This window comes from Streptomyces hesseae (assembly GCF_031845785.1).
Lineage (GTDB): Bacteria > Actinomycetota > Actinomycetes > Streptomycetales > Streptomycetaceae > Streptomyces > Streptomyces hesseae.
This window is the reverse complement of the sequence record NZ_JAVRFI010000009.1, coordinates 124,740-149,441: the sequence shown is the minus strand read 5'-3', so window position 1 is coordinate 149,441 and position 24,702 is coordinate 124,740. Positions and strand designations below refer to the sequence as shown.

Genomic DNA, 24,702 nt, shown 5'->3' with positions numbered 1-24,702 from the left:
GGCCGCCCACCCCCGCCGTTCGGCGGGGGTGGCTCGTTCTTTTGGGCGTCTTTGCAGTTCTTTTACCTTGTTTACGATGGTCGGAAGCCGAGGCGGCCCGCCTCGGCTCTGTCGTGCCATGAACCGGTAGGAGAACCATGCGCCTCACCCGTGCCGTCGGGCTGTCCGCCGCCCTCGCCCTGACCGGGCTGGCCGTCACGGCGTGCGGCGGTGGCGCCGAGGCCGAGGAGCGGCCCGCGAAGTCCTCCGCGCCGGCCTCGTCCGCCGCCACCCCCTCCAGCCCCGCCCCCGTCACGGAGAAGCCCGCCCCGGAGGCCGTACTGCTCAAGGGCGCCGCCAAGGTCGCACGGCCCGAGATCGCCCCGGCCAACGGCGAGAAGGTCGGCGTGGGCCAGCCCATCGCGATCGTCTTCAAGCAGCAGAAGGTCGCCAAGGAACTGCGGGCCGGCATCGAGGGACGGCTGAAGGTCTCCACCTCCCCGCAGATCCCCGGCGCCTGGCACTGGAACGAGTCCAAGGGCGACACGCGCGTCCACTTCCGCCCCGAGAAGTACTGGCCCGCCGGCACCAAGGTCACCCTCGACGCACGGCTCGCGGGCGTGAAGCTCGCCGACGGCACCGCGGCCGACCGCGACCGGACGATCTCCTTCACCATCGGCGACGCGATGGTGAACACCGTGGACCTCAAGACCCGCAAGCTGACCGTCGTCCGCAACGGCAAGACCCTGCGCACCATCCCGGTCAGCGGCGGCGACGAGTCGAAGGGCTTCGGTACTCGCGAGGGCGTCAAGACCATCCTCGCCAAGGAGGGCCGCGTCGTCATGGACTCGCTCTCCATCGGTATCCCGCGTAACCACCCCGACGGCTTCTACGGTTCGTACGACTACAGCATGCGCGAGACGATCAGCGGCGAGTACGTCCACGCGGCCCCCGACAACGCCGAGTCCTTCGGCAAGGAGAACGTCAGCCACGGCTGCATCGGCATGTCCACCACCGACGCCAAGTGGCTGTACGAGCTGACCCTCAAGGGCGACGTCGTCCAGGTCACCGGCAGCACCAAGCCCAAGCCCATGGACCACTTCGGCAACGGCTACGGCGACTGGAACCTGACCTGGGAGCAGTGGCTGGAGGGCAGTGCGCTGGGCATCCGCTCCGGAGCCTGACGCACATCCCCACCACGCCGTCCCCATGAAGCGCAAGCCCTGTGGACAACCCCCGCCGTTCCCGGCCGGGGTTGTCCACAGGCCTGAACGCGTCGCGCGTTCCGTACGTATGGTCGGAGTACGACGCGTGGGGGACGGCGAGGGAAGGCGAGGGCGGCGATGGCCGGCGGCATGTCACACAAGGCGGGCCCCTCATACGGGTCGGGCCCGTCGTACAGGGCGCGAGGGGACCTGGGGCGCTACGCGCTGCTCCCGCTGCGCCTCTTCCTCGGGATCACCTTCGTCTACGCGGGCCTCGACAAGCTCACCGACCCCGCCTTTCTGACGAGCGGCGGCGGGCAGGGCTCCATCGGTGCCCTGATGGAGTCGGTGCGCGGCACGGCCGCGCTCCCGGGGCTGGTGGATCTCGCGCTGAAGAACCCCGTCGGCTTCGGTTACGCGATCGCGTTCGGCGAGCTCGCGGTGGGCCTGGGCACCCTCCTGGGGCTCTTCGCGCGGGTCGCGGCCGCCGGAGGCGCCCTGATATCGCTCAGCCTCTGGCTGACCGTCAGCTGGGCGGCCACGCCCTACTACTACGGCAACGACCTCGTCTATCTGATGGCCTGGCTGCCGCTGATACTCGCGGGCGCGCCCCTGCTCTCGGTGGATGCGGCGCTGGCCGGCCGGCGGAGGGGACGCGCCCGGGGCGGGGTGCCGTTCAGCCGAGTCGCTCCGGCTGCCCGTCGCGGTCGGTGAGGCGCGCCCGGCGGCGGCGTGCGGCGAAGGAGAGGGAGGAGACCAGGCCCGCCAGGCAGAATCCGCCCGCCAGAACGGGCAGCAGCAGATAGGAGGGGATGTGCCACCGGCCGTCGGCCGCTGCCAGATAGGCCAGGCCGCCGCCCAGCAGAACCAGGCCGATGACCAGCCTTCCCGGTTCGAAGTCATGCCGTGCCACGGATCACCTCCACCTGGCCGATGCCGGCCTTGAGTTCGAGGCGCAGGGTGCCGTGCGAGGGGTGCCCGGCGCCGGGGGACAGTGTGGTCCGGCGGTGCCCGCCGGGCTGGACGTCGACGTCCTGGGGGCCTTCGCCCGGGAGCTGGATGTCGCCCAGGCCGACCTGGATGTTCAGCTCCGCCGTGACGTCCTGTGGCAGGACGACCTGGAGCTTGCCCGCCCCGACCTCCGCGCTCACGCCGGACGGCGCCGCTCCGCCGGACCCGGACCAGGGCACGCCGGTCAGGTCGAGCACGCCTACGCCGGTGCCGAGTTCATAGTGCTCGCGGATCTCGGCCTGGCTCGCCGGGCGCCAGGTCGTGCGGGACCAGTCGGCGGTCACGGACTTCGGCAGCGCGGCGGCGCCGGTCAGCAGGGCGCCGGTGAGCACGGCCGCGACGACCGTGCCGCCGCCCGTGCGGCCGTACCGGGAGCTGATCGCGATGCCCAGGCCGAAGACGACCAGGGCGCCGGCCAGCCCGAACTCCAGGGAGGTGTTCAGCGGGCGGTGATGCCAGGTCAGACCGGTGCCGAGGCCGAAGGCGGCCAGGGCCAGCAGGAACGTCCAGCCGCCCAGCCATGGGCCTTGGCCTGCCCCTGCCCCTGCCCCGGCACTGCCCCCGGACCCGAGCCCGGCCCCGGACGCCGGTCCGGTGGAGCGCTCGGAGACGCGTTCGGAGGCTGGGTCCGGGCTGGCGCCACGGGCCGGGCCGGCCGCCGCGTACGGTCCGGTGCCGGTGACCGTTCCGGCCCAGCCGTGCGCCCACTTGGCGACGCGGTCCCGGATCGGGGCCGTGGAGTCCTGGACGTCGTGGTCCGGGCCCCAGAGATAGCCCGTGCCGGGGGCGCCCGGGGCGGAGTCCCGGACGGAGTCGCGCCACCAGGAGGGGGCGCCCGGCGCCGGGGGAGCCTGGGTCTCCGGCGGGGCTTCCATGGCCTTGTGCGGCTTGAGTGCCTTGTGGGGCCGTGCCGCCCCGGTCGCCGTGCCCTCCGCCCCCACGGCGTCCTCCGGCCCGGCCTCGGCCAGCCGGCGGTGCTGCGACCAGTACGCGGCGCCGCTCAGGGTGACGATCAGCATCAGAGCGAAGGACATCACGCCGCTGTTGTTGAGCATGGAGAGGAAGAGGCCGGAGCCCACCAGCGCGCACAGCACGGCGGTCAGCGCCGTGCCCTCGACACGCCCGGAGAGCATCCGGCGCGCCTCGTTCTCCTCCTCGCCCTCCAGGGGGATCAGCAGCCAGGCGAAGCCGTAGACGATCAGGCCCAGGCCGCCGGTGACGCCCAGCACGCCGAGCGCCACCCGGAAGATGACGGGGTCCATGTCGAAGCAGCGCCCGAGCCCACCGCAGACCCCGGCGATCAGCTTGTGCTCACGGCTGCGCCGCAGCGGCGGGGTGGCGGCGGGCTCGGAGGTGGGTGGCGCGTCGGTCATAAGGACATGGTGTCAACCGGAATGTATGTACGGCACCCGTGCCGACCCTGGACGTTCCCTGAGATCACCCCTGAGATCGATCCGGTTATGGTGGCGCATCGAACGTATGACGGGGGAACCGGAGGGGGTCGCGCGGTGCACGGTGCAGCGCCTGAGGCGGGTCGGCTGGTCGCCGGCCGGTACCGCCTGGCCGAGCGGATAGGCCGGGGCGGCATGGGCACCGTCTGGCGCGCCCAGGACGAGCTGCTGGCCCGTCAGGTCGCGGTGAAGCGCTTGCACGTCAACCCCGGCCTGGAGGAGGACGAGCTCGCCACCCTCTACGAGCGCACCCGGCGCGAGGCGCGCAGCGCGGCCAGGATCACCCACCCCAATGTGGTCGTCGTCCACGATGTGGTCGAGGACGGCGGCCTGCCCTGCATCGTGATGGAGTACGTGCCGTCCACGACGCTCGGCGACGTCCTCAAGCGCGGCCCGGTCGGCCCCGAGGACGCCGCCCGCATCGGGCGCGGCATGACCGCCGCGCTGCGCGCCGCGCACGCGGCCGGGGTGCTGCACCGCGACGTGAAGCCCGGCAACGTCCTTCTCGGGTACGACGGGCGGGTCGTCCTCACCGACTTCGGCATCGCCCAGTCCACCGGCACCTCCACCCTCACCAAGACTGGCGAGATGGTCGGCTCGATCGACTACATCGCCCCTGAACGCGTCAAGGGCGCCAAGCCTGGACCGGCCTCCGATCTGTGGGCGCTCGGCGCCACGCTCTATCAGGCCCTGGAGGGCCGGCCGCCGTTCCGGCGGGACACCGCCGTCGAGACGGCGTACGCCATCGCCATGGACCCGCTGGTGCCGCCGCGGCACGCGGGGCCGCTGACCAAGCTGATCGAGACGCTGCTGGCCAAGGACCCGGCCCTGCGGCCCCCGGCCGAGCTGGTCGAGCAGATCCTCCGGGAGCCGGCGGCCGAGGCCGCCACGGCCACCCATCAGGCGCCCCACGGACTCGCCACGCCCCCGGTGCCCCCGGCGCCCCGCCCGGCCCCGTCCGGCCCGGAGCCGGCCGCCGCCCCGCCCGCCGAGCAGCTGACCGGCGCGGAAGCCGCCGATGCCCCAACCCCCGCTCCCGTCCCCGCCCCCCGGCCGGACGCCACGGCGACGGCGCCGACGACCGCCGCACCCGCCGTCCCGCCCTCGTCCACCGCGCCTTCGTCCACCGCGCCCGCCCCCGCCAAGCCCCGCCGCCGGGCGGCCCGCTGGTGGTGGGCGGCCGCCGCGACCGTCGTCGCGGGCGCCCTCGCCGCCTGCGTGTACGTCCTCACCCAGGGCGGCGGCGAGGACAATTCCGCCGAGCGGCCCGACACCACCCCGGCCCCGGCCCCGGCCCGTAGCGCCACCCCCACGCCGAAGCCGCCGCCGACCTACCCGCCCGTTCCCCAGGGCTACCATCTCGTCGAGGAGAAGCGGCTCGGCGTCTCCTTCCCCGTCCCCGACGGCTGGACCCGGCAGGAGAAGTCCTCCCGCGAGGTCGACTACATCGACCGGACCGGGCTCGTCGGCCTCAAGATCAACGTCCTGGACTTCGCGGGCCGCGACCACGTCCAGCACTGGAAGGACGTCGAGCAGCAGCTCAAGGCCTCCTCGGAGATCCGGAACTACCGCCGGGGCCGGCTCCAGGAGACGACCTTCCGCGACGAACCGGCGGCGATCTGGGAGTTCACCTGGTCCGGCCGGGTCCGGGACTTCCAGGCGGTCGACCTGGGCTTCGGCCGCGAGGGCGGCGCCGAGTACGCCATCTACCTGTCCGCGCCGAAGGCCGACTGGGAGCGCCACCGGCCCGTGTTCGACGTGGTCCGCGAGGGATTCCGCACGGGGGAGCAGCCCTGACCGGGGCCCGGCCGGACCGGGCCGGACCTGACCTCCCGTCACCCTCGGTAATCCCCGGGTCCCGTCAGGGTCGACCCTGATGTCCGCGCGGGGCCGACCATGTGACGATCAGTGCATGACCACCGCTCCGCACCCCGACGGCCCGCCCCTGCGCAAGCTCTACCGCAGCGACGAAGGGCGGATGCTCGGTGGCGTGGCGCGCGGGCTCGCCGGGCATCTGGGCGTGCCGGTGGCCTGGGTGCGGCTGGTGTTCGTGGCGCTGATGATGGCTCAGGGGATGGGCGCGCTGCTCTACGCGGTGTTCTGGTTCGTCGTGCCGCTCGGCGTCGGCGGTGTCGAGGCGCCGCGCCGGCCGTTCGCGGAGGTCTCCGTCTCCGCCGACGGGCACCGCAGGCTGCTCGCCCGCAAGCCCGACCGGGGGCAGGTCGCCGCTCTTGTCGCGCTCGTCGTCAGCGCCGTCGTCTTTCTCGACCGTCTCCATCTCGGCCGTGCCAACGCCTACCTCGTGCCTCTCGTGCTGATCGGCGCGGGCGTCGCCCTCGTCTGGCGCCAGGCCGACAACGCCCGCCGTGCCCACTGGGTGGAGGTAGGCCGTCGCAAGCGTGTCCTGCCCCTCGCGCGGGCGGGCGCGGGCGTGGTGCTGGTCGGCGTGGGCGCCACCGGTGTCGTCGTCCTCCAGGGCTCCGTCGAGCACTTGGGGACGGTCCTCCAGGCGTCGCTCGCCATGGTGGTCGGCATCGCGCTGCTGGCAGGGCCCTCGGTCGTCCGGATGGCCCAGGACCTCTCCGCCGAGCGGACCATGCGCATCCGGGCCCAGGAGCGCGCCGAGGTCGCCGCCCACGTCCACGACTCCGTCCTCCACACGCTCACCCTCATCCAGCGCAACGCCGAGGACTCCCGCGAGGTCGCCCGGCTCGCCCGTGCCCAGGAGCGCGAGCTGCGCAACTGGCTCTACGACCCCGAGGGCCGAGGCAAGGAGGAGGCCGAGGGGCCCAGCACCCTCGGCGAAGCCGTCCGGGACACCGCCGCCCGCGTCGAGGACCACCACGGGGTGCCCATCGAGGTCGTCGTGGTCGGCGACTGCCCCCTCGACGACCGGCTCGACGCCCAGCTCCAGGCGGCCCGTGAGGCCATGGTCAACGCGGCCAAGTACGGTGGCGAAGGCGGAGCCGTGCAGGTGTACGCGGAGGTCGAGGGGCGTACGGTCTTCATCTCGGTGCGCGACCGCGGCCCCGGTTTCGACCTGGACGCGGTACCGGAGGACCGGATGGGCGTCCGGGAGTCCATCATCGGCCGGATGCAGCGCAACGGCGGCACCGCTCGCGTGCGACCCGCGCCCGGCGGGGGGACGGAATGGGAGCTGGAGATGGAGAGGGCGGAGAACGGATGACGACCGAGCAGACGGCAGGGGAGACGGCGGAGCGCCACGTCCGGGTCGTGCTGGTCGACGACCACCGGATGTTCCGGACGGGCGTGCAGGCCGAGATCGGGGCCACCGACCGTACGGGCGTCGAGGTGGTCGGCGAGGCCGCCGACGTCGACCAGGCGGTCACGGTGATCACAGCGACCCGCCCCGAGGTGGTGCTGCTGGACGTCCACCTGCCCGGTGGCGGCGGAGTCGAGGTGCTGCGCCGCTGCGCCTCGCTGATGACCGGCCAGGAGAGCCCGGTCCGCTTCCTCGCGCTGTCCGTCTCCGACGCCGCCGAGGACGTCATCGGCGTCATCCGGGGCGGCGCCCGCGGCTACGTCACCAAGACGATCACCGGCGGTGATCTGGTCGACGCCATCTTCCGGATCAAGGACGGCGACGCGGTCTTCTCGCCCCGCCTGGCCGGCTTCGTCCTCGACGCCTTCGCCTCCACGGACGCCCCGCCCGTCGACGAGGACCTCGACCGGCTGACCCAGCGCGAGCGCGAGGTGCTGCGGCTGATCGCGCGCGGCTACGCCTACAAGGAGATCGCCAAGCAGCTCTTCATCTCCGTGAAGACCGTGGAATCGCATGTCTCGGCGGTGCTGCGCAAGCTCCAGCTGTCCAACCGGCACGAGCTGACACGCTGGGCGACGGCACGCCGCCTGGTGTGACCTCCGCCCGTCGGGCGGCCATCGGCGGAACCTCGCGGAGTTCCTCGCCATCTAGTCACTGGCGACAGGAACAGCACCGCGAACGAGAGCCCGATGATCCGATGAGCCTGACGGGGACCCCCTTCCTCCTGATCACGATCGCCCTGGTCGTGGTGGCCCTGGCGCTGCCGCTCGGCCTCTGGGGCCGAATAGGCGGGCCGCGGCCCGTCCGGCACGCGACGCGCTTCCTGATGCTGCTGTTCGCGCAGGCCACGGCGATCGTGATGGTCTTCGTGATCGTCAACAACAGCAACGGTCTCTTCGACACCTGGGCCGATCTCCTCGGCACCGGCGACCACGTCAGGGCGGCCGCCGACCTCGGCCCGGACGGCACCGGCGGCAAGCCGGCCGACCAGGCGCCGAGGACGGTCGCCAAGTTCAAGCCCACCGCCGACAAGCGCATGGGCCCCGGTGTCCTGGAGACCGAGCTCAAGGGCCACATATCCGGCGTGGAGGGCGAGGTCTACGTCTGGCTGCCCCCGCAGTACGACGACCCCGCGTACAAGGACAAGAAGTTCCCCGTGGTCGAGGTGCTGCCCGGCTTCCCCGGCTCGGCGAAGGCCTGGTTCGGCACCCTTGAGGTGAACACCCAGCTCAAGCCCATGATGCAGCGGGGCGAGGTGGCCCCCTTCATCATCGTGGCGCCGCGCACCACCCTCCTCGGCGACACCGACACCGGCTGCGCCAACATTCCCGGCAAGGTCAACGCCGACACCTGGCTCAGCGTCGACGTCCGCAAGATGGTCACCGACACCTTCCGCGCCGACGACCGGGCCGACGGCTGGGCCGTCGCCGGCTACTCCGCGGGCGCCCACTGCGCCGCCAAGCTGGCCGTCGCGCACCCCGACCGCTACCGCGCGGGCGTGAGCCTGTCCGGCTACAACGACCCCGCCGGCGAGCCCGGCGCGCTCACCGCGAAGACCCCGGAACTGCGCGAGGCCAACAACCCGCTGAAGATCCTCCAGCACGCCGCGACCCCGCCCAAGGTGGCGCTCTTCGTCTCCGGCGCCGAGGCCGACGGCTACCAGGGCGGGCAGGCGCTCAAGCAGGCGGCCAAGCCGCCGACGACCGTACAGACCGTCCTGGTGCCGGCGGGCGCGGGCGGCCACGGCACGGCCGTCTGGAAGCGGCAGGTCCCGGACGTCTTCAAGTGGCTGACCAAGCAGGTGGCCCACTAGCCCGTATGCGGCCGTACAGCAGTACGACCCGGGGCCTCACGCCGGCCGCGTCGCCCCCGCGAACGGCATCTCGTCGACCGGCGCGACCCGCACCGGGGCCCCCGGATGCGGGGCGTGGATCATCTTGCCGTCGCCGACGTAGAGGCCGACGTGGCTGATCCCGGAGTAGAAGAACACCAGGTCGCCCGGGGCGAGCCGGTCCCGGGAGACCCGCCGCCCGGCGTTGATCTGGGTGTAGGTGGTGCGCGGCAGGGACACCCCCGCCGCCTGCCACGCGGCCTGGGTGAGCCCCGAGCAGTCGAAGGCCGACGGGCCGGTCGCCCCCCACTCGTACGGCTTGCCGAGCGCGGAGTACGCGAAGGCCACCGCCCGCGCCGCACGGCCCGACACCGCGCGGGCCACCTCGCCGACCGCCTCCGAGCCGGTCGCGACGGACTCCTTCGCGGTGTCCGCCGCCTTCGCCACGCCCGTGCCGGAGTCCGTACGGATCGCGGTGGCCTCCTCGGCGGGCAGCTCGCTCAGCAGCTGCCGGGCCCGGTCCAGCTTGGCCTCGATGGTGCGCTTGTGCGCGGCGAGCGCGCTCTCCTCGCGCCGGATCTCGGCGAGCCGCGCCTCCGCCGTCGTCCGCACCCGCCGGACGTCCAGCAGCTCCCGACGGACCCGGGAGATCGCGGCGGCCTGCCCCTGGCCCGCGCGGTCGGCCAGCGAGGCGTTCTCCAGGAAGCGGTCCGGGCTGGTCGACAGCAGCAGCCGCATGCTCGTGGGCATCGAGCCGCCCCGGTACTGGGCGGCGGCGAAGGAGCCCAGCGCGTTGCGGGCGGCGTTGAGGCGCTCGGTCTTGCGGGCGGCCTCGTCCTGGAGCCCGTCGAGCACCGAGCGGGCGCGGTCCGAGCGCTCCTTGACCCCGTTGTACTGCTCGGTGGCGACCTCGGCCTGCTGGTAGTACCGAGCCACCTGGGCCCTGGCCTGCGCGGGGGTGGGCGCGGGGGCGGCATGGCCGGTGCCCTCGAGCGCGGTGGCGGTGGCCGCGCCCGCCAGGGCGAGGGTGGCCGCGGTACGGGCGGTGCTGCCGGCGAGAGGGTGCTGCTTGGGCTTTCGGTGCGTGGCCACGGCGGCCGTCACTTCCTTCCGTCCGGCAGGGGGGGCGCGGCGGTGGCCCGCACGAGGGGGGGGTGAGGGCGGGCCACCGCCGTCTGGAGGAGGACGCTAAACCTCGGGATCACCGGGAAACGGCCATGACCGCTATTGCCCTGAATCGGCTGTTTGGCGATCGCACCTGGCGGGCCGTCCCTGCTGACTGGGAAGGACGGTGCCGGGGACTGACCGAGGTGGTGTCCCTGCCCCACCTCGGCGCGGAGCGGTGCTATGGCCCCGGCTAGGGTCGGTGCCCATGGACGTTCTCATTCACGCCGTCGTCGGCCTCCACATCATCGGCATCGCCTCCCTGCTCGGCGGGTTCCTCACGCAGATGAAGGCGATGGGCAAGGGCGAGGCCCGCATGGTGCCGGCGATGCTGCACGGCGCGCTGACGATGCTGGTCACGGGCGTCGCGCTGGTCGGTCTCCACCAGGGCCAGGGCGACACGGTCAACACCGTGAAGATCGGCGTGAAGCTCGCCCTGCTCGTCGTGATCCTGGGCCTGGTCTATGTGAAGCGGGACGAGGAGAAGGTCGAGGCCGCCGCGTTCGGCACGGTGGGCGCGCTGACGGCGGCGAACATCTTCATCGCGGTGCTCTGGATCTGACCCCCGTGCCGCCGATCGGCGCGGGATGCCACCGATCGGCGTGGGCTGTGGGGCTGGCCACTGTCGGGCGGATCCCGGCTCGGCTGTCGGTGGGGCGGCCTAGACTCGGGAGGCGATGAGCAGCCTCTTTGACGACAGCTTCCTGGCGGACCTGGCCCCTGCCGAGGAGGAGCCCCCTCCGCCTCCGGAGGACACGGCTCCGGAGCCCTTGCCGGACGACCTCTTCGGCGGTGCCTTCGACGCGCCCGTACCCAGGGAGGCGTTCTACCGCGACGGCGCCGCCCGGCCCGTCGTGGACCCCACCGCGCTGCTGGAGGGGATGAACGACCAGCAGCGCGAGGCCGTCGTGCACACGGGCTCCCCGCTGCTGATCGTCGCGGGCGCCGGCTCCGGCAAGACCCGGGTGCTCACCCACCGCATCGCGTACCTCCTGGGCGCACGCCATGTGCACCCGGGACAGATCCTCGCGATCACCTTCACCAACAAGGCCGCCGGCGAGATGAAGGAGCGCGTCGAGCAGCTCGTCGGCCCCCGCGCCAACGCCATGTGGGTCATGACCTTCCACAGCGCGTGCGTGCGGATCCTGCGCCGCGAGAGCAAGAAGCTGGGCTTCACGTCCTCCTTCTCGATCTACGACGCGGCCGACTCCAAGCGCCTCATGGCGCTCGTCTGCCGGGACCTCGACCTCGACCCGAAGAAGTTCCCGCCGAAGTCCTTCAGCGCGAAGATCTCCAACCTCAAGAACGAGCTCATCGACGAGGAGGCCTTCGCGGCGAAGGCCGCGGACGGCTTCGAGAAGACGCTCGCCGAGGCGTACACGATGTACCAGGCGCGGCTGCGCGAGGCCAACGCCCTGGACTTCGACGACATCATCATGACCACCGTCCACCTCCTCCAGGCGTTCCCGGACGTGGCCGAGCACTACCGCCGCCGCTTCCGGCACGTCCTGGTCGACGAGTACCAGGACACCAACCACGCCCAGTACACGCTGGTGCGCGAGCTCGTGGGCACGCCGGAGACGGCGGGCGAGGAGGGCGTCGGCGAGCTGTGCGTCGTCGGTGACGCCGACCAGTCGATCTACGCCTTCCGCGGTGCCACCATCCGCAACATCCTCCAGTTCGAGGAGGACTACCCGGACGCCACCACGATCCTGCTGGAGCAGAACTACCGCTCCACGCAGACGATCCTCAGCGCGGCCAACGCGGTCATCGAGCGCAACCAGAACCGCCGCCCCAAGAACCTGTGGACGCAGGCCGGCGCGGGCAGCACCATCACCGGCTACGTCGCCGACACCGAGCACGACGAGGCGCAGTTCGTCGCCGACGAGATCGACCGGCTGACGGACGCGGGCGACGCCAAGGCGGGGGACGTCGCCGTCTTCTACCGCACCAACGCCCAGTCCCGTGTCTTCGAAGAGATCTTCATCCGCGTCGGCCTGCCCTACAAGGTCGTCGGCGGAGTGCGCTTCTACGAGCGCAAGGAGGTCCGGGACGTCCTGGCCTATCTGCGGGTGCTGGCCAACCCCGAGGACACCGTGCCGCTGCGGCGCATCCTCAACGTGCCCAAGCGCGGCATCGGCGAGCGCGCCGAGGCCATGATCGAGGCGCTGGCGCTCCGGGAGAAGGTCAGCTTCGCGCAGGCCCTGCGCCGCGTCGACGAGGCCTACGGCATGGCCGCCCGCTCGGCGAACGCGGTCAAGCGCTTCAACGTCCTGCTGGAGGAGCTCCGCACGGTCGTCGAGTCCGGTGCGGGCCCCGCGACCGTCCTGGAGGCGGTCCTGGAGCGCACGGGCTATCTCGCCGAGCTCCAGGCGTCCACGGACCCCCAGGACGAGACCCGCGTGGAGAACCTCCAGGAGCTCGCCGCCGTCGCCCTGGAGTTCGAGCAGGAGCGAGCGTCCGAAGAGGGCGCCGAGAACCCCGGCACGCTCGCCGAATTCCTGGAGAAGGTCGCGCTCGTCGCCGACTCCGACCAGATCCCCGACGAGGACACGGAGGGCACCGGCGTCATCACGCTGATGACCCTCCACACCGCGAAGGGCCTGGAGTTCCCGGTCGTCTTCCTCACCGGCATGGAGGACGGCGTCTTTCCGCACATGAGGGCCCTCGGCCAGGCCAAGGAGCTGGAGGAGGAGCGGCGGCTCGCCTACGTGGGCATCACCCGCGCCCGCGAGCGGCTGTACCTGACCCGGGCGAGCATGCGCAGCGCCTGGGGCCAGCCCGCGTACAACCCGCCGTCGCGGTTCCTGGAGGAGATCCCGGAGCAGCACCTGACGTGGCGCCGCACCGGGCCCGCGACGCCGTCGGCGTCCTCGCTGGGCGCGGGGTCGTCCCGGTCGGGCTCGTCGGGCATCACGTCCGGGTTCTCGTCCGGCTTCGGCTCCGCGCGCGGTGGCAAGGCGGCGTCGAGCGGCTTCGCCACCCGGCGGGCCAAGGAACGCGACGTCGTGGCGCTGGCCATCGGCGACCGGGTCACGCACGACTCGTTCGGGCTGGGCACGGTCGTGGCGGTCAAGGGCAGCGGTGACAACGCGGAGGCGTCGATCGACTTCGGCGGTGAGAAGCCGAAGCGCTTGCTGCTGCGCTATGCGCCGGTGGAGAAGCTTTAGCGTTCCGCTTGGCTGCGGGCCGGTTGTGGCTGAGCGCGCAGTTCCCCGCGCCCCTTACGGGGCGCGGCCCGTTACGTCGGGTCCAGGTCGTGGCTGCGGAGCCAGGGGAGGGGGTCTATGGCCGAGCCGCCGGGGTGTACCTCGAAGTGGAGGTGCGGGCCGGTGGAGTTGCCGGAGTTGCCGGAGTAGGCGATGACGTCCCCGGCCTTGACCGGCCCGGAGCGGAGCTTGTAGCTGCTGAGGTGGCAGTACCAGGTCTCGGTGCCGTCCGACGACGTCACCTTGGCCATGTTGCCGTAGGCCACGTTGTACTGCGTGCTGACCATGCCGTCGTTGGCGGCCATGACGGGCGTGCCGTAGCTGACGGGGAAGTCGATGCCGGTGTGCACCGACATCCAGTTGACGCCCGCCTGGCCGAAGTAGGCGCTGAGTCCGTGCTGGGCGACGGGCAGGGCGAACTTGGGGCGTTCGCGTTCCTTGCGGGCGGCTTCCTCGGCCTGGCGTTTGCGGTCTTCCTCCTGGCGGACCTTGAGGTCGATCCGCTCCTGGGTGCGGCTGGCGCGGGTGGCGAAGTCGTCGGCGCCCTGGCTGAGGCCGGCGAGCTGGGTGTCCAGCTTGCTGTTGGCGGCGGAGAGCTTGACGGAGTTGTCCGGGGCGGCGGCCGCGGTGGTCTGCTGGGCGTCCTTCTGCCCGCCGGTCATGACGGACGCGGCCGCGATCCCGGCCACCCCCATGACGGCGACCGAGGGGACGGCGATGGTGAGCAGCGCCTTGCGGCGCGGGCGGTAACCGGCGCGGGAGGGGGCGCCCTTGCGGCGGCTGCCACGGGACTGGTGCGGGACCTCGGCCCGGTTCCGTGCCCGGGACGACACCGGCGCGGCGTCGTCCCCGGTGGCTCCGGCGTTCCCGATGCCCTCGGTCTCCTCCGGCAGCGGGGGGATCACCATCGCGCGGGTCTCGGCGGCGGCGACACCGGCGGCCTCGGAGAGGCCGGGGATGCCGGAGACGTCGACCATGACGGTGGGGGTGTGCCCCACCTCGGGCTGCTGTTCCGCCTGGGGGTGGTCCTGGGGCCGCGGTTCGTCGGCGGTCGTGTACGCGCCGGCGTCCCAGGTCTGGGTCGCCTGGGCGCTCAGGTCCCACTGGCCGGAGTCCCATTGCCCGGAATCCCACTGGCCGGACGTGTCCCAGGACTGGGCGGGCTGCTGGGCCGGCTGGGTGAAGTATTGATTCTGCCCAGTGGTGTCCCACTGATCCCACTGGCCGGAGTGGTGCTGGCCCGTGTCGTAGGTTCCCGCTGCCGAACCGGCGGCACTCCAGGCGCCTGTGTCCCACTGCCCGGAGGGATGGGCGGACGGCTGGGCGGACGCGGCGGCCGTGCCGGAGAGGTCCCACTGGCCGGATCCGCCGGAGGTGTCCCACTGCTGGGCGGCGTACTGGCCCGTGCCGTCGTGGCCGAGGTCGTAACCGCTGAAGTCCCAGGTCTGGGTGTGGCCGCCGGCGCCGGCGCCCCACTGATCGGCGGTGTTCGTGTCCCAGTGGCCGGAGGCATGGTCGCCGTATCCGGTGTAGCCCTGCGAAGCGTATGGCTGCTCGTACGCCACGTAGTGCCCGTGCCCATAGAGGGCATCGGGAGCGGGCACGGACTGAGCCGGGCCCGCCGACGGGTGACGGTCGTTCACCACCACATCCATTTCGCCTTGGCAGCAGGAGAATTAGCGGCGACTGTACCCGGCGGTATGCGACGACGACAATCTTCCCCACGTTTCGGTCACCGGAGCGCCGGGCATTTAGCCGCCTTTTGGTGGACTGAGCCATGATGGGTCGACTTGACGTTCGATATGCGTTCGAAGTTTTTGTGGAACTCAGGCGACCGAGGCGGCTCCCGCCGCGCCCGCCGACGGCTCTTCCGTGGTCAGCGCCTGCCTTATGCCCGTGGCCACCTCCCCGTGCACGGGGAGGGCGAGATGGCCCACGCCGCACACCCGGACGTTGCGGGCGTGGAGGTCGGGGTGATCGATACGGGCGGTTTCCACGGGCACCATGATTTGATCCAGGTCGCTCCAGAAACCGATGAATTGCGTTGTGCAATGGGGAGCGGACCCGGCGAGTTCGGTGATGACGTCCGAATCGGGCCGCATCTGCCGCACCAAAGGATGGGCCGTCATGAGGGGGGCCACCAGGGTGCCGCTGTGCGGGGTGCCGAGGGTGACGAGCGTGCGGACGCGGGCGTCGCCGCCGAGCCGCTGGATGTAGTAGCGCGCGATCAGCCCGCCCAGGCTGTGCCCCACCATGTCGACGCGCTCCCGGCCCGTGCTGAGGCAGACCTCTTCCACATGCCGGCCGAGCATCGCCGCCGCCTTGCGGATGTCGCAGGTCAGGAGGGAGTAGTTGAGGGACCACACCTCGTCCCAGCCGTGCCGGCGCAGCGAGCGGCGCAGCAGGACGAACACCGAGCGGTTGTCGATGAAGCCGTGGAGGAGCAGGACGGGCGGGCGCGCCGCCACCGGTCCGGTGGGTGCGCCGGGCGCCTCGGGCGGTTCGGGCCGTTCCACCGGTGCGGCGGGGGAGGGTGAGGGTGCGGGGGCCGGTGGGGGGAGGGGCGGCGGGCGGCGCTCCTGGGCGATCCCGGTGGGGTAGAGCAGCACGTGCACGGTGAGGATCGCCAGCTCCAGCAGCGTGGACCGGACGAGCGCTCCCGAGGGGCGCGGGCGCGCCGCGGTGAAGGAGCGTATGAGGGTAAAGAGAAAGGGCAAGGCCCCCATGGCCGACCGACCTCCCGAACAGCACACAGCGGCGACCCTGTCCCCCGTGTGCCCTCATGGGCAGCTGTGCGCGTGGCGGGCCACCCTTCTGTGCCGTGCGGCTGTCGGCACAGAGGGGCGGCCGCCTCGTCGCGGCTCCCCTCGCGGCCGCCCCGTGGTCCGGCGTCTCGTGGCCCGGCGCGTCTCGTGGTCGGAGCGGGCGGTGTGGCCCGTGAGACGGGGGTTACGGGAGCGGTGCGTAGCGAACGTGGTGTCCCACGTGTGATTTCCCCCTCGGCCTCCACCGCGAAACGGCCGGGTGCGGGATGCTGAATACAGCGGCCGACGGCACGTACACGCATGTACATGGAGGCAGTGAATGGGAGTGACCGGTCCGATCCGCGTGGTGGTGGCCAAGCCGGGGCTCGACGGCCATGATCGCGGCGCCAAGGTCATCGCGCGGGCGCTGCGCGACGCCGGTATGGAGGTCATCTACACCGGGCTCCATCAGACGCCCGAGCAGATCGTCGACACCGCGATCCAGGAGGACGCGGACGCGATCGGCCTCTCCATCCTCTCCGGCGCGCACAACACCCTCTTCGCCAAGGTGATGGAGCTGCTGAAGGAGCGTGACGCGGAGGACATCAAGGTCTTCGGCGGCGGCATCATCCCCGAGGCCGACATCGGCCCGCTCAAGGAACTGGGCGTCGCGGAGATCTTCACCCCCGGGGCGACGACGACCTCGATCGTGGAGTGGGTCAACACCAACGTCCGGCAGGCCGTCTGAGGACGGGCTCGAGCTCCTCCAGCATCACGGCGCGGAGGCGCAGCGTGCCTATGAGCCGCTGATACGCCTCCGCCCAGTAGCCCGCCGCGCCGTGGGGAGCGACGGCGTGGGGCGAGGCGTCCTCCGGCCCGGACGGGAGGACAGTGAGCTCCTCCAGCAGGTCGGCCTGGTCCGGGTCCAGACAGCGCTCGGCCATGCCCATCACCCCGCTGAAGCTCCAGGGGTAGCCGCCCGCCTCCCGCGCGGTATCCAGCGCGTCCACCACCGCCCGGCCCAGGGGCTCCGCCCAGGGCACCGCGCACACCCCGAGCAGCCGGAACGCCTCCGACAGGCCGTGCGCCGCGATGAACTCCGCCACCCATCCGGCCCGTTCCCCGGGCGGCAGCGCGGACAGCAGCTTCGCCGGGTCCAGCCACGAGGCGCCCGAGGGCGCGGGCGGGGACGCAGCCGGGCCCAGCAGCGCCCGTGACCACTCCGCGTCCCCCTGCCGGACGGCGGCCCGGCACCAGGCCGCGTGGAGGTCGGGCCGCCAGCCGTCGGCCACCGGCAGGGCCACGGCCTCGGCGGCGCCCGCCACGCCGAGGCGTTCGCACCAGATCCCCAGCGGGGCCGCCTCCACGAGCTGGCCCAGCCACCAGGACCGTTCGCCCCGGCCCGCCGGGGGCTTGGCCACGACACCGTCGCGGCGCATCGCGGCGTCGCACTCGTGCGGCGCCTCCACGATCACCGTGGGCCGCCCGCCGGTGCGGTCCAGGGCGACGCAGGCCCTGGCCCGCTCCGCCATCCGGCCCGCGAGCGCGGACGCGGGGAGCGCCGACAGCAGCTCGGCGGCCACAGCCCGGACGGTGCGGCCCCGGTCCGTCAGGGCCCGTTCCAGGAACGGCTCGTCGGCGAGGGAGAGCCCGTCGCGCAACGTGTCCAGGAACATCAACCGGTCCTCCGCCCGCTCCTGGGCCCAAGTCGTGGCCAGCAGCTCCCGGGCGGCTGCGGGGGCATGGCGCCGCAGCGACGTCAGCAGGGCCACGCGTTCGGCGAACAGGCCCTCCTGCCAGACCTGGTCCCTGTGCGCGGCGCCGTCCACCGCCTCCGCCGTGCCTGTCGTCTCCGTCGCGGCCGGTGCCGCGCTCGACGCCGGGGCGTCGCGCAGCGCGTATCTCCACTGCGGGTTGAGCCGCGCCAGCCACAGGGCGCGGGGACCGCCCAGGGCCAGCGCCCCGGGCCGTAGGTCGCTACGGGCCCGCGCCGCGTCGAGCAGCCCGGGCAGCAGGGCCTCCGGGGCGCGGTAGCCGTGGCCGTTGGCGGCCGCCAGCCACTGGGGCAGCAGCTCGGTGAGGTCCGGGCCGCCGCCCCGGCGCCCGGAACCTCCGGGGCCCGCCGCGCGCTCGGCGAGCAGCAGCGCCAGCCGGCGCCGGGCGGCCTCCGGCAGGGGCGGCCGGACGTCCTCCGGCGCCGCCTCGGGCAGCGGCCCCGGCGGCGCGGCCGGCAGGAGCGCGGCCCGGCGCCGCACGGTCCGCAACGCGGCCTCGTCGAGCAGCGCCCCGGGGGAGGCGGGGCGGCGGTCCGTGCCGAGGAGGGCGGTGGTGACGAGGTCGTCCCAGGTGGTGCTCATCGCAGGTCCTTCCGTCATCGCACGTCCTTCCGTCACAGGGCTGTCTTCCGTCACAGGGCCACCGGCTCCGGTGCCCAGGCCAGCAGTGGAGTGAAGCCCCGGTGCCCGCACTCGCCGAACACCCGCACCGGGTGCCCGCCCGATATCGCCGTCAGCCGCCACAGGGCCGATTCGTCGCAGCCTGGGGACACCGGGAGGGCCGACAGGCCATCCGCGTCCGCCAGTCGCCAGTCGCCGCCGTCCGCGCCGGGGACCGGGACCACCCCCGAGAGGATCACCGGCCAGCCCTCCAGCCACGGGTCGTCCCGCAGTGCCTCGCCGTACGCCCGGAGCGCCTCCTCCGCGTCACCGCCCGGCGGCGGGCCGGGGACGGGCGCCGGGGCCGCGTGCCGGGTGCCCAGGACCGCGCGCAGCGGCCGGGCGGAGGGGTGGAAGGCGAGCTCCGCGTCCAGGGCGAGACCGACGGGGAGCGACAGCTCGGGTGCGCGGCCCGCCGCGCCGTAGGAGAGGAGCAGGGCCATCCGGCCCGTGTCCCGCCCCCGCAGCCAGACGCGGCGCGTGACCAGCCGGCCGTCGTCGCCGTCCCGCTGGGCCAGGACGAGCCACCGGTCGCGCACGAGCGGGGCGGAGGCCAGCAGCGACGCCGTGTCCGGCGTGATGCCCACGCGCGCCCGCACCGTCGCCGCCAGGGGCTCCGGCAGCTCCTCCAGCCGGAGGAACCCCTGGTTGAGGGTGTGCAGCAGCGCGCACTCCTCCAGGAGCCGGGAGGTCCGGCCGGCCCCGGAGCCGGAGCCCGCCACGGACGCCAACTCCCGCACCCGCGCCGCGAGTCCCGGCGCCTGCGCGTCGACCATGCGGGCCGCCGTCTCCTCCCACCGCCCGTACGAGGCGGCGTCGGCCGACGCCAGACCGCTCCGCAGCAGATCGACGAGGCGCCGCTCCAGCTCCGAGGCGCCCGCCGCGATCCGCGCCGCGCGGCGCTCCGCCCGGCGGCGCGCGGCCTCCGGGTCGGCCGGGCCCCGGGACGTCCCCGAAGCAGCGGCACCGGACCCGGCGGACTCCCGCTGCCGCCGCTTGTCCAGCCACTGACCCGCCCAGCCCGGCGGCGCCCCCTCCGGAACGGACCCCGGGCCCTCCGACCACGACAGCAGCAGCCCCAGCGCGTGTTTGCACGGGAACTTGCGGCTCGGACAGGAACAGTGGAAACCCGGCCCCGCCAGATCCACGACCGTCCGGTACGGCCTGCCGCCGCTGCCCTCGCACTCCCCCCAGACCGCGCCCGTGTGCGCGCCCGCGCCCGACCACGGGCCGGGCGTCGCGAGCTTCGCGCCCGCCTTGCGTGATGCGGCGTCAGGTGCCAGCTCCAGCACGCGTTCCGCCGTCCAGCGTTCCCCCTGCGGATTCATGTCACCGACGGTAGGGGGACCCACTGACAATCGGCCCTCGGCGTGATGAATCCGCAGGTCAGGGTGATTGTCAGTGGGGTGGTGCAGGGTGGTTCACGCCACCCGGAACCGCACGACGAGGGGGACTTGTGACCGTGCCCGGAATCCAGACCGACGCCCTGCGCCCGCACGCCGAGGACGCTTTCGCCCACGAGCTGAAGGCCCTCGCGGCGGCCGACGACCGCCCCAGGCCCGAGCGTTGGCGACTCTCGCCGTGGGCCGTCGCCACCTATCTGCTCGGCGGCACGCTGCTCGACGGCGCCGTGATCACGCCCAAGTACGTGGGCCCGCGCAGAATCGTCGAGGTCGCCGTCACCACGCTCGCCACCGACCGCGCCCTGCTGCTGCTCGGCGTGCCCGGCACCGCCAAGACCTGGGTGTCGGAGCATCTCGCCGCCGCCGTCAGCGGCGACTCCACCCTCCTCGTCCAGGGCACCGCCGGCACCGCCGAGGAAGCCATCCGCTACGGCTGGAACTACGCCCGGCTGCTCGCCGAAGGCCCCAGCCGCGACGCGCTCGTGCCCAGCCCCGTCATGCGGGCCATGGCCGAGGGCATGACCGCGCGCGTCGAGGAGCTGACCCGCATCCCCGCCGACGTCCAGGACACCCTCATCACCGTCCTGTCCGAGAAGACCCTCCCCGTCCCCGAGCTGGGCCAGGAGGTCCAGGCCGTCCGCGGGTTCAACCTCATCGCCACGGCCAACGACCGCGACCGCGGGGTCAACGAGCTCTCCAGCGCGCTGCGCCGCCGGTTCAACACGGTCGTCCTGCCGCTGCCCGCCACCGCCGAGGACGAGGTCGGCATCGTCGCCCGCCGCGTCGACCAGATCGGCCGCTCCCTGGACCTGCCCGCCGCACCCGACGGCATCGACGAGATCCGCCGCGTCGTCACCGTCTTCCGCGAGCTGCGCGACGGCGTCACCACCGACGGCCGCACCAGGCTCAAGTCGCCCTCGGGGACGCTCTCGACGGCCGAGGCGATCTCCGTCGTCACGGGCGGGCTTGCGCTCGCCGCCCACTTCGGTGACGGCGTGCTGCGCGCCGGGGACGTGGCCGCCGGCATCCTCGGCGCGGTCGTCCGCGACCCCGCCGCCGACCGGGTGATCTGGCACGAGTACCTGGAGACCGTCGTCCGCGAACGGGACGGCTGGAAGGACTTCTACCGCGCCTGCCGCGAGGTGGCCGCGTGACCGGGACCGCCGCCCCGGCGGCCCCCGTGCTGCTCGGCGTGCGCCACCACGGCCCGGGCTCCGCACGGGCCGTACGGGCCGCCCTCGACCGGTGCCGGCCCACGGCCGTGCTGATCGAGGGCCCGCCCGAGGCGGACGCCCTCGCCGCCCTCGCCGCCGAGGAGGACATGCGCCCGCCCGTGGCCCTGCTCGCCCACGTCGCCGGGGAACCGGGCCGCGCCGCGTTCTGGCCGTTCGCCGGCTTCTCCCCGGAGTGGACCGCCCTGCGCTGGGCCCTCGCCCACGACGTACCGGTCCGCTTCATCGACCTGCCCGCCGCGCACACGCTCGCGCTGGGCGGCGAGGAGACCACTCCCGGCCCGGAGGTGGCCGCGACGCCGCGCACCGACCCGCTCGCCGTGCTCGCCGGAGCCGCCGGGTACGACGACCCCGAGACCTGGTGGGAGGACGTCGTCGAACACCGGCGCGGCGAGGGCGACCCGCTCGCCCCGTTCGAGGCCGTCGCCGAGGCCATGGGCGAACTGCGGTCCGCCCTCGGAGAGGAGGGCGACGCCGCGCAAGCCCAGCGCGACGCGATCCGGGAAGCCCACATGCGGCTCAGACTCCGCGAGGCACGACGGGAGTTCGGGGACACCGTCGCGGTCGTGTGCGGCGCCTGGCACGTGCCCGCCCTCGCCGAACGGCAGACCGTGGCCGCCGACCGGCAGACGCTCAAGGGCCTGCCCAAGGCCAAGGTCGAGATCGGCTGGGTGCCCTGGACCCACCGCCGCCTCTCCCGCCACAGCGGTTACGGCGCCGGTGTCACCTCGCCCGGCTGGTACGGGCATCTCTTCCGGTCCCCCGACCGGCCCGTCGAGCGCTGGATGACCGACGTCGCCCGGCTGCTGCGCGCCGAAGGCCACCCCGTCTCCTCCGCGCACGTCATCGAGGCCGTACGGCTCGCCGAGACCCTCGCCGCGATGCGCGGCCGCCCGCTCGCCGGGCTCGCCGAGACCGTCGACGCGATCCGCGCCGTGATGTGCGACGGCTCGGACGTGCCGCTCGCCCTCGTCCGGGACCGGCTGATCGTCGGCGACGTGCTGGGCGAGGTCCCCGACGCCGCGCCCGCCTCACCCCTCCAGCGCGACCTGGACCGGCAGCGGCGCACGCTGCGGCTCAAGCCCGAAGCGGGCGTTCGCGACTGCGAGTTCGACCTGCGCAAGGACACGGACGCGGCCCGCAGTCGGCTGCTGCACCGGCTGCGGCTCCTCGGCATCGACTGGGGCGAGCCCCTGCCCTCGCGCGGCGGGCTCGGCACCTTCCGGGAGAGCTGGCGGCTGTGCTGGGAGCCGGAGTTGTCCGTACGGCTCGCCGAGGCGGGGGCGTGGGGCACGACGGTGGAGAGCGCGGCGACCGCCAAGGCGGAGTCGCTGGCGCGCGAGGCCACCACCCTCGCCGCGATCACCGCCCTGGCCGAACGGTGCCTGCTCGCGGGCCTGCCCGACGCCCTGCCCGTCGTCATGCGCGCCCTCACCGACCACGCCGCCCTCGACCCGGACACCGCCCACCTGGCCCAGGCCCTGCCCGCCCTCGTCCGCTCCGTGCGCTACGGCGACGTCCGCCGCACGAACACGGCCGCCCTCGCCGAAGTGGCCGCCGGCCTCGCCGAGCGCGTCTTCATCGGCCTGCCCGCCGCCTGCGCGGGCCTGGACGCGGACGCGGCGGCGGAGATGCGCGGCCATGTGGACGGGGTGCACCAGGCGGTGGCGTTGCTGGCGGAGACGGCGGAGGCCGCCGAGACGGCCGAGACCCCCGACGAGCCAACGACCGCCGCCCGGCCCTCGGCCCCGGACGGGTCCGGAGGGGCCGGTCGCGCCCGCGAGCCTGCGTCTGCCGTCGCGACACCGGCCACCCCGGCCGCCCTGGCGGCGCCGCCGCCCGGGCTTCGTGACCGCTGGGCTGCCGTCCTGAAGGTGCTCGCCGAGCGGGACGGGCTGCCCGGGGGGATACGGGGGCGGGCCGCGCGGTTGTTGCTCGACGGCGGGCGGCTGACGCACGAGCGGGCGGAACGGTTGATGGGGCTTGTTCTCTCCGTCGGTACGCCGCCCGCCGAGGCGGCTGCCTGGGTCGAGGGGTTCGTCGGTAGCGGCGGCTCCGGCGGGATGCTGCTCGTTCATGACGAACGGCTGCTCGGCCTGGTCGACGGATGGCTCACCGGAGTGCCGCCCGAGGCATTCACCGGCGTCCTGCCACTGCTGCGCCGTACGTTCGCCGCGTTCGAGCCGGCGGTGCGGCGGACGCTCGGCGAGCGGATACGCCGTGGCGGCCCGGGCGCCGGCCCGCAGCCGCCGGACCACGGCGCGGCGCCGGGCTTCGGCCCGGGCCTCGATCCGGAGCGCGCCGCCGCCGTTCTGCCGGTCATGCGGCTGCTGCTGGGGGCAGAAGCGGTGGCCGGGTCCGCACAACCAGGGGGAGCACTCGTATGACCACTGACACCACCTACACCACCCACACCACCGCGGAAGCGGAACGGCTGCGCCGCTGGCGGCTCGTCCTCGGTGCGGAGGGCGGTACGGGTCGAGGCCCGGGCAGCGGCCTCGCGGGCGCCGACGCCGCCATGGACCGGACGCTGGACGCGCTCTACGGCGAGACGGACGGGACGGACAGGACGGACGGGACGGACGGGACCGACAGGGGCGCCCGGCGTCAGGGCGGGCTCGGCGCGTCCGCGCCGCGTGTCGCCCGCTGGCTGGGGGACATCCGGTCGTACTTTCCGGCTTCCGTCGTTCAGGTGATGCAGCGGGACGCCATCGACCGCCTCGGGCTGTCCGCGCTGCTGCTGGAGCCGGAGATGCTGGAGGCCGTCGAGGCCGACGTCCATCTCGTCGGCACCCTCCTCTCCCTCAACAAGGCGATGCCCGAGGCCACCAGGGAGACCGCGCGGGCCGTCGTCCGCAAGGTCGTCGCGGACCTGGAGTCCCGCCTTACCGGCAGGACCCGCGCCACGCTCACCGGCGCCCTCGACCGCTCCGCGCGGACCGCCCGCCCCCGCCACCGCGACATCGACTGGAACCGCACCATCCGGGCCAACCTCAAGAACTACCTGCCCGACCACAGCACCGTCGTCCCCGAGCGCCTGATCGGCCACGGCCGGGCCGCGCAAGCAGTGAAGAAGGAGGTGATCCTCTGCATTGACCAGTCGGGCTCGATGGCCGCTTCCATCGTCCACGCCTCCGTCTTCGGCGCGGTCCTCGCCTCCATGCGCGCCCTCGACACCCGTCTCGTCGTCTTCGACACGGCCGTCGTCGACCTCACCGACCAGCTGGCCGACCCGGTGGACGTGCTCTTCGGCACCCAGCTCGGCGGCGGCACGGACATCAATCGCGCGCTCGCCTACTGCCAGTCACGGATCACCCGGCCGGCCGAGACGGTCGTGGTCCTCATCAGTGATCTCTACGAGGGGGGCATCCGGGACGAAATGCTCAAGAGGGTCGCCGCGATGAAGGCGTCCGGCGTCCAGTTCGTCACCCTGCTGGCCCTGTCCGACGAGGGGGCCCCCGCCTACGACCGCGACCACGCGGCGGCCCTGGCCACCCTGGGCGTGCCCGCCTTCGCCTGCACCCCGGATCTCTTCCCGGAGGTCATGGCCGCCGCCCTGGAGAAGCGTCCGCTGCCGATACCCGACCCGGCCGTCCGACGGCCCCGGTGACGGCCCCGGATACCCCGATCGCCGCCGACCGCGTGCGGGCGTCGTCGCGATCTGTGAGCGTAATCACGGCCGGAGTGTGATCTGCGATTTAGGGTCGTCCCTCCCTCGGGGATAACCTGCGAGACGGACATGCCGCGTCAACGGT

General features: G+C 73.5%; 19 protein-coding genes. 12 read left to right on the top strand and 7 right to left on the bottom strand.

What is annotated here, in order from left to right; translation table 11 throughout:
• The first annotated feature begins 137 nt into the window (after positions 1-137).
• A complete protein-coding gene (locus RM609_RS16645; protein ID WP_311611660.1) occupies positions 138-1,163 on the top strand; it encodes a L,D-transpeptidase in 1,026 nt (341 codons plus the stop codon).
• Positions 1,164-1,334: 171 nt separating this feature from the next.
• Positions 1,335-1,898, top strand: a complete 564-nt coding sequence (locus RM609_RS16640; RefSeq protein WP_311611659.1) for a DoxX family protein — start codon at positions 1,335-1,337, stop codon at positions 1,896-1,898.
• Here the strand turns inward: RM609_RS16640 and RM609_RS16635 are convergent.
• Positions 1,861-2,097, bottom strand: coding sequence for a hypothetical protein (locus RM609_RS16635; protein WP_311611658.1), 237 nt, complete (start codon positions 2,095-2,097; stop codon positions 1,861-1,863). The genes RM609_RS16640 and RM609_RS16635 overlap by 38 nt on opposite strands.
• Positions 2,084-3,568 (bottom strand): PspC domain-containing protein, encoded by a 1,485-nt coding sequence (locus RM609_RS16630; RefSeq protein WP_311611656.1) that lies wholly within the window; start codon positions 3,566-3,568, stop codon positions 2,084-2,086. The genes RM609_RS16635 and RM609_RS16630 overlap by 14 nt, the downstream gene beginning before the upstream one ends.
• Positions 3,569-3,655: 87 nt before the next feature.
• On the opposite strand from RM609_RS16630, the gene RM609_RS16625 reads away from it, so the two are divergent.
• From RM609_RS16625 to RM609_RS16610, 4 genes are all read left to right on the top strand, one after another.
• Entirely contained in the window at positions 3,656-5,443 is a 1,788-nt protein-coding gene (locus RM609_RS16625) for a serine/threonine-protein kinase (RefSeq protein WP_438828458.1), read from the top strand.
• A 115-nt stretch (positions 5,444-5,558) separates the two neighbouring features.
• Complete coding sequence (locus RM609_RS16620) at positions 5,559-6,833, top strand: PspC domain-containing protein (protein WP_311611653.1); 1,275 nt, start codon at positions 5,559-5,561, stop codon at positions 6,831-6,833.
• Complete coding sequence (locus RM609_RS16615; protein WP_311611652.1) at positions 6,830-7,525, top strand: LuxR C-terminal-related transcriptional regulator; 696 nt, start codon at positions 6,830-6,832, stop codon at positions 7,523-7,525. Before RM609_RS16620 ends, RM609_RS16615 begins: the two co-directional genes overlap by 4 nt.
• 101 nt (positions 7,526-7,626) lie before the next feature.
• Positions 7,627-8,742: an alpha/beta hydrolase gene (locus RM609_RS16610; RefSeq protein ID WP_311611651.1), complete on the top strand. Its 1,116-nt coding sequence runs from the start codon at positions 7,627-7,629 to the stop codon at positions 8,740-8,742.
• Between the two features lie 36 nt (positions 8,743-8,778).
• On the opposite strand, the gene RM609_RS16605 is transcribed toward RM609_RS16610, so the two are convergent.
• Positions 8,779-9,852, bottom strand: a complete 1,074-nt coding sequence (locus tag RM609_RS16605) for a C40 family peptidase (protein WP_311611650.1) — start codon at positions 9,850-9,852, stop codon at positions 8,779-8,781.
• 280 nt (positions 9,853-10,132) lie between these two features.
• On the opposite strand from RM609_RS16605, the gene RM609_RS16600 reads away from it, so the two are divergent.
• Both RM609_RS16600 and pcrA read left to right on the top strand, forming a co-directional pair.
• Entirely contained in the window at positions 10,133-10,486 is a 354-nt protein-coding gene (locus RM609_RS16600) for a hypothetical protein (protein ID WP_311611648.1), read from the top strand.
• A 115-nt stretch (positions 10,487-10,601) separates the two neighbouring features.
• Entirely contained in the window at positions 10,602-13,094 is a 2,493-nt protein-coding gene (pcrA, locus tag RM609_RS16595) for a DNA helicase PcrA (RefSeq protein WP_311611646.1), read from the top strand.
• Between the two features lie 71 nt (positions 13,095-13,165).
• Here the strand turns inward: pcrA and RM609_RS16590 are convergent, their stop codons facing one another.
• A complete protein-coding gene (locus tag RM609_RS16590) occupies positions 13,166-14,776 on the bottom strand; it encodes a M23 family metallopeptidase (RefSeq protein ID WP_311611645.1) in 1,611 nt (536 codons plus the stop codon).
• Between the two features lie 183 nt (positions 14,777-14,959).
• Positions 14,960-15,859, bottom strand: a complete 900-nt coding sequence (locus RM609_RS16585) for an esterase/lipase family protein (RefSeq protein WP_311611643.1) — start codon at positions 15,857-15,859, stop codon at positions 14,960-14,962.
• A gap of 358 nt (positions 15,860-16,217) precedes the next feature.
• On the opposite strand from RM609_RS16585, the gene icmB reads away from it, so the two are divergent.
• Positions 16,218-16,625 (top strand): coenzyme B12-dependent isobutyryl CoA mutase small subunit, encoded by a 408-nt coding sequence (gene icmB, locus RM609_RS16580; RefSeq protein WP_311611642.1) that lies wholly within the window; start codon positions 16,218-16,220, stop codon positions 16,623-16,625.
• On the opposite strand, the gene RM609_RS16575 is transcribed toward icmB, so the two are convergent.
• Both RM609_RS16575 and RM609_RS16570 read right to left on the bottom strand, forming a co-directional pair.
• Positions 16,597-18,252: a DUF5691 domain-containing protein gene (locus RM609_RS16575; RefSeq protein ID WP_311611641.1), complete on the bottom strand. Its 1,656-nt coding sequence runs from the start codon at positions 18,250-18,252 to the stop codon at positions 16,597-16,599. The two genes, icmB and RM609_RS16575, sit on opposite strands and share 29 nt — an antisense overlap.
• A 32-nt stretch (positions 18,253-18,284) precedes the next feature.
• Positions 18,285-19,640, bottom strand: coding sequence for an SWIM zinc finger family protein (locus tag RM609_RS16570; RefSeq protein ID WP_311611639.1), 1,356 nt, complete (start codon positions 19,638-19,640; stop codon positions 18,285-18,287).
• Positions 19,641-19,768: 128 nt separating this feature from the next.
• Here RM609_RS16570 and RM609_RS16565 point away from each other — a divergent pair, with 128 nt between their 5' ends.
• The 3 genes from RM609_RS16565 to RM609_RS16555 are packed head-to-tail and all read left to right on the top strand — an operon-like array spanning position 19,769 to position 24,557.
• On the top strand, positions 19,769-20,869 hold the full coding sequence (locus RM609_RS16565; RefSeq protein WP_311611638.1) for an ATP-binding protein: 1,101 nt from the start codon (positions 19,769-19,771) through the stop codon (positions 20,867-20,869).
• On the top strand, positions 20,866-23,334 hold the full coding sequence (locus RM609_RS16560; RefSeq protein ID WP_311611635.1) for a DUF5682 family protein: 2,469 nt from the start codon (positions 20,866-20,868) through the stop codon (positions 23,332-23,334). The genes RM609_RS16565 and RM609_RS16560 overlap by 4 nt, the downstream gene beginning before the upstream one ends.
• Complete coding sequence (locus RM609_RS16555; protein WP_311611633.1) at positions 23,331-24,557, top strand: VWA domain-containing protein; 1,227 nt, start codon at positions 23,331-23,333, stop codon at positions 24,555-24,557. Before RM609_RS16560 ends, RM609_RS16555 begins: the two co-directional genes overlap by 4 nt.
• Positions 24,558-24,702: the final 145 nt, after the last annotated feature.

Excerpts from the sequence above, each read along its gene's own strand:
- RM609_RS16645 (WP_311611660.1), top strand. The coding sequence starts at position 138 with ATGCGCCTCACCCGTGCCGTCGGGCTGTCCGCCGCCCTCGCCCTGACC.
- RM609_RS16640 (WP_311611659.1), top strand. The coding sequence starts at position 1,335 with ATGTCACACAAGGCGGGCCCCTCATACGGGTCGGGCCCGTCGTACAGG.
- RM609_RS16630 (WP_311611656.1), bottom strand. The coding sequence starts at position 3,568 with ATGACCGACGCGCCACCCACCTCCGAGCCCGCCGCCACCCCGCCGCTG.
- RM609_RS16625 (WP_438828458.1), top strand. The coding sequence starts at position 3,656 with ATGGTGGCGCATCGAACGTATGACGGGGGAACCGGAGGGGGTCGCGCG.
- RM609_RS16620 (WP_311611653.1), top strand. The coding sequence starts at position 5,559 with ATGACCACCGCTCCGCACCCCGACGGCCCGCCCCTGCGCAAGCTCTAC.
- RM609_RS16615 (WP_311611652.1), top strand. The coding sequence starts at position 6,830 with ATGACGACCGAGCAGACGGCAGGGGAGACGGCGGAGCGCCACGTCCGG.
- RM609_RS16610 (WP_311611651.1), top strand. The coding sequence starts at position 7,627 with ATGAGCCTGACGGGGACCCCCTTCCTCCTGATCACGATCGCCCTGGTC.
- RM609_RS16600 (WP_311611648.1), top strand. The coding sequence starts at position 10,133 with ATGGACGTTCTCATTCACGCCGTCGTCGGCCTCCACATCATCGGCATC.
- pcrA (WP_311611646.1), top strand. The coding sequence starts at position 10,602 with ATGAGCAGCCTCTTTGACGACAGCTTCCTGGCGGACCTGGCCCCTGCC.
- RM609_RS16585 (WP_311611643.1), bottom strand. The coding sequence starts at position 15,859 with ATGGGGGCCTTGCCCTTTCTCTTTACCCTCATACGCTCCTTCACCGCG.
- icmB (WP_311611642.1), top strand. The coding sequence starts at position 16,218 with ATGGGAGTGACCGGTCCGATCCGCGTGGTGGTGGCCAAGCCGGGGCTC.
- RM609_RS16575 (WP_311611641.1), bottom strand. The coding sequence starts at position 18,252 with ATGACGGAAGGACCTGCGATGAGCACCACCTGGGACGACCTCGTCACC.
- RM609_RS16570 (WP_311611639.1), bottom strand. The coding sequence starts at position 19,640 with ATGAATCCGCAGGGGGAACGCTGGACGGCGGAACGCGTGCTGGAGCTG.
- RM609_RS16555 (WP_311611633.1), top strand. The coding sequence starts at position 23,331 with ATGACCACTGACACCACCTACACCACCCACACCACCGCGGAAGCGGAA.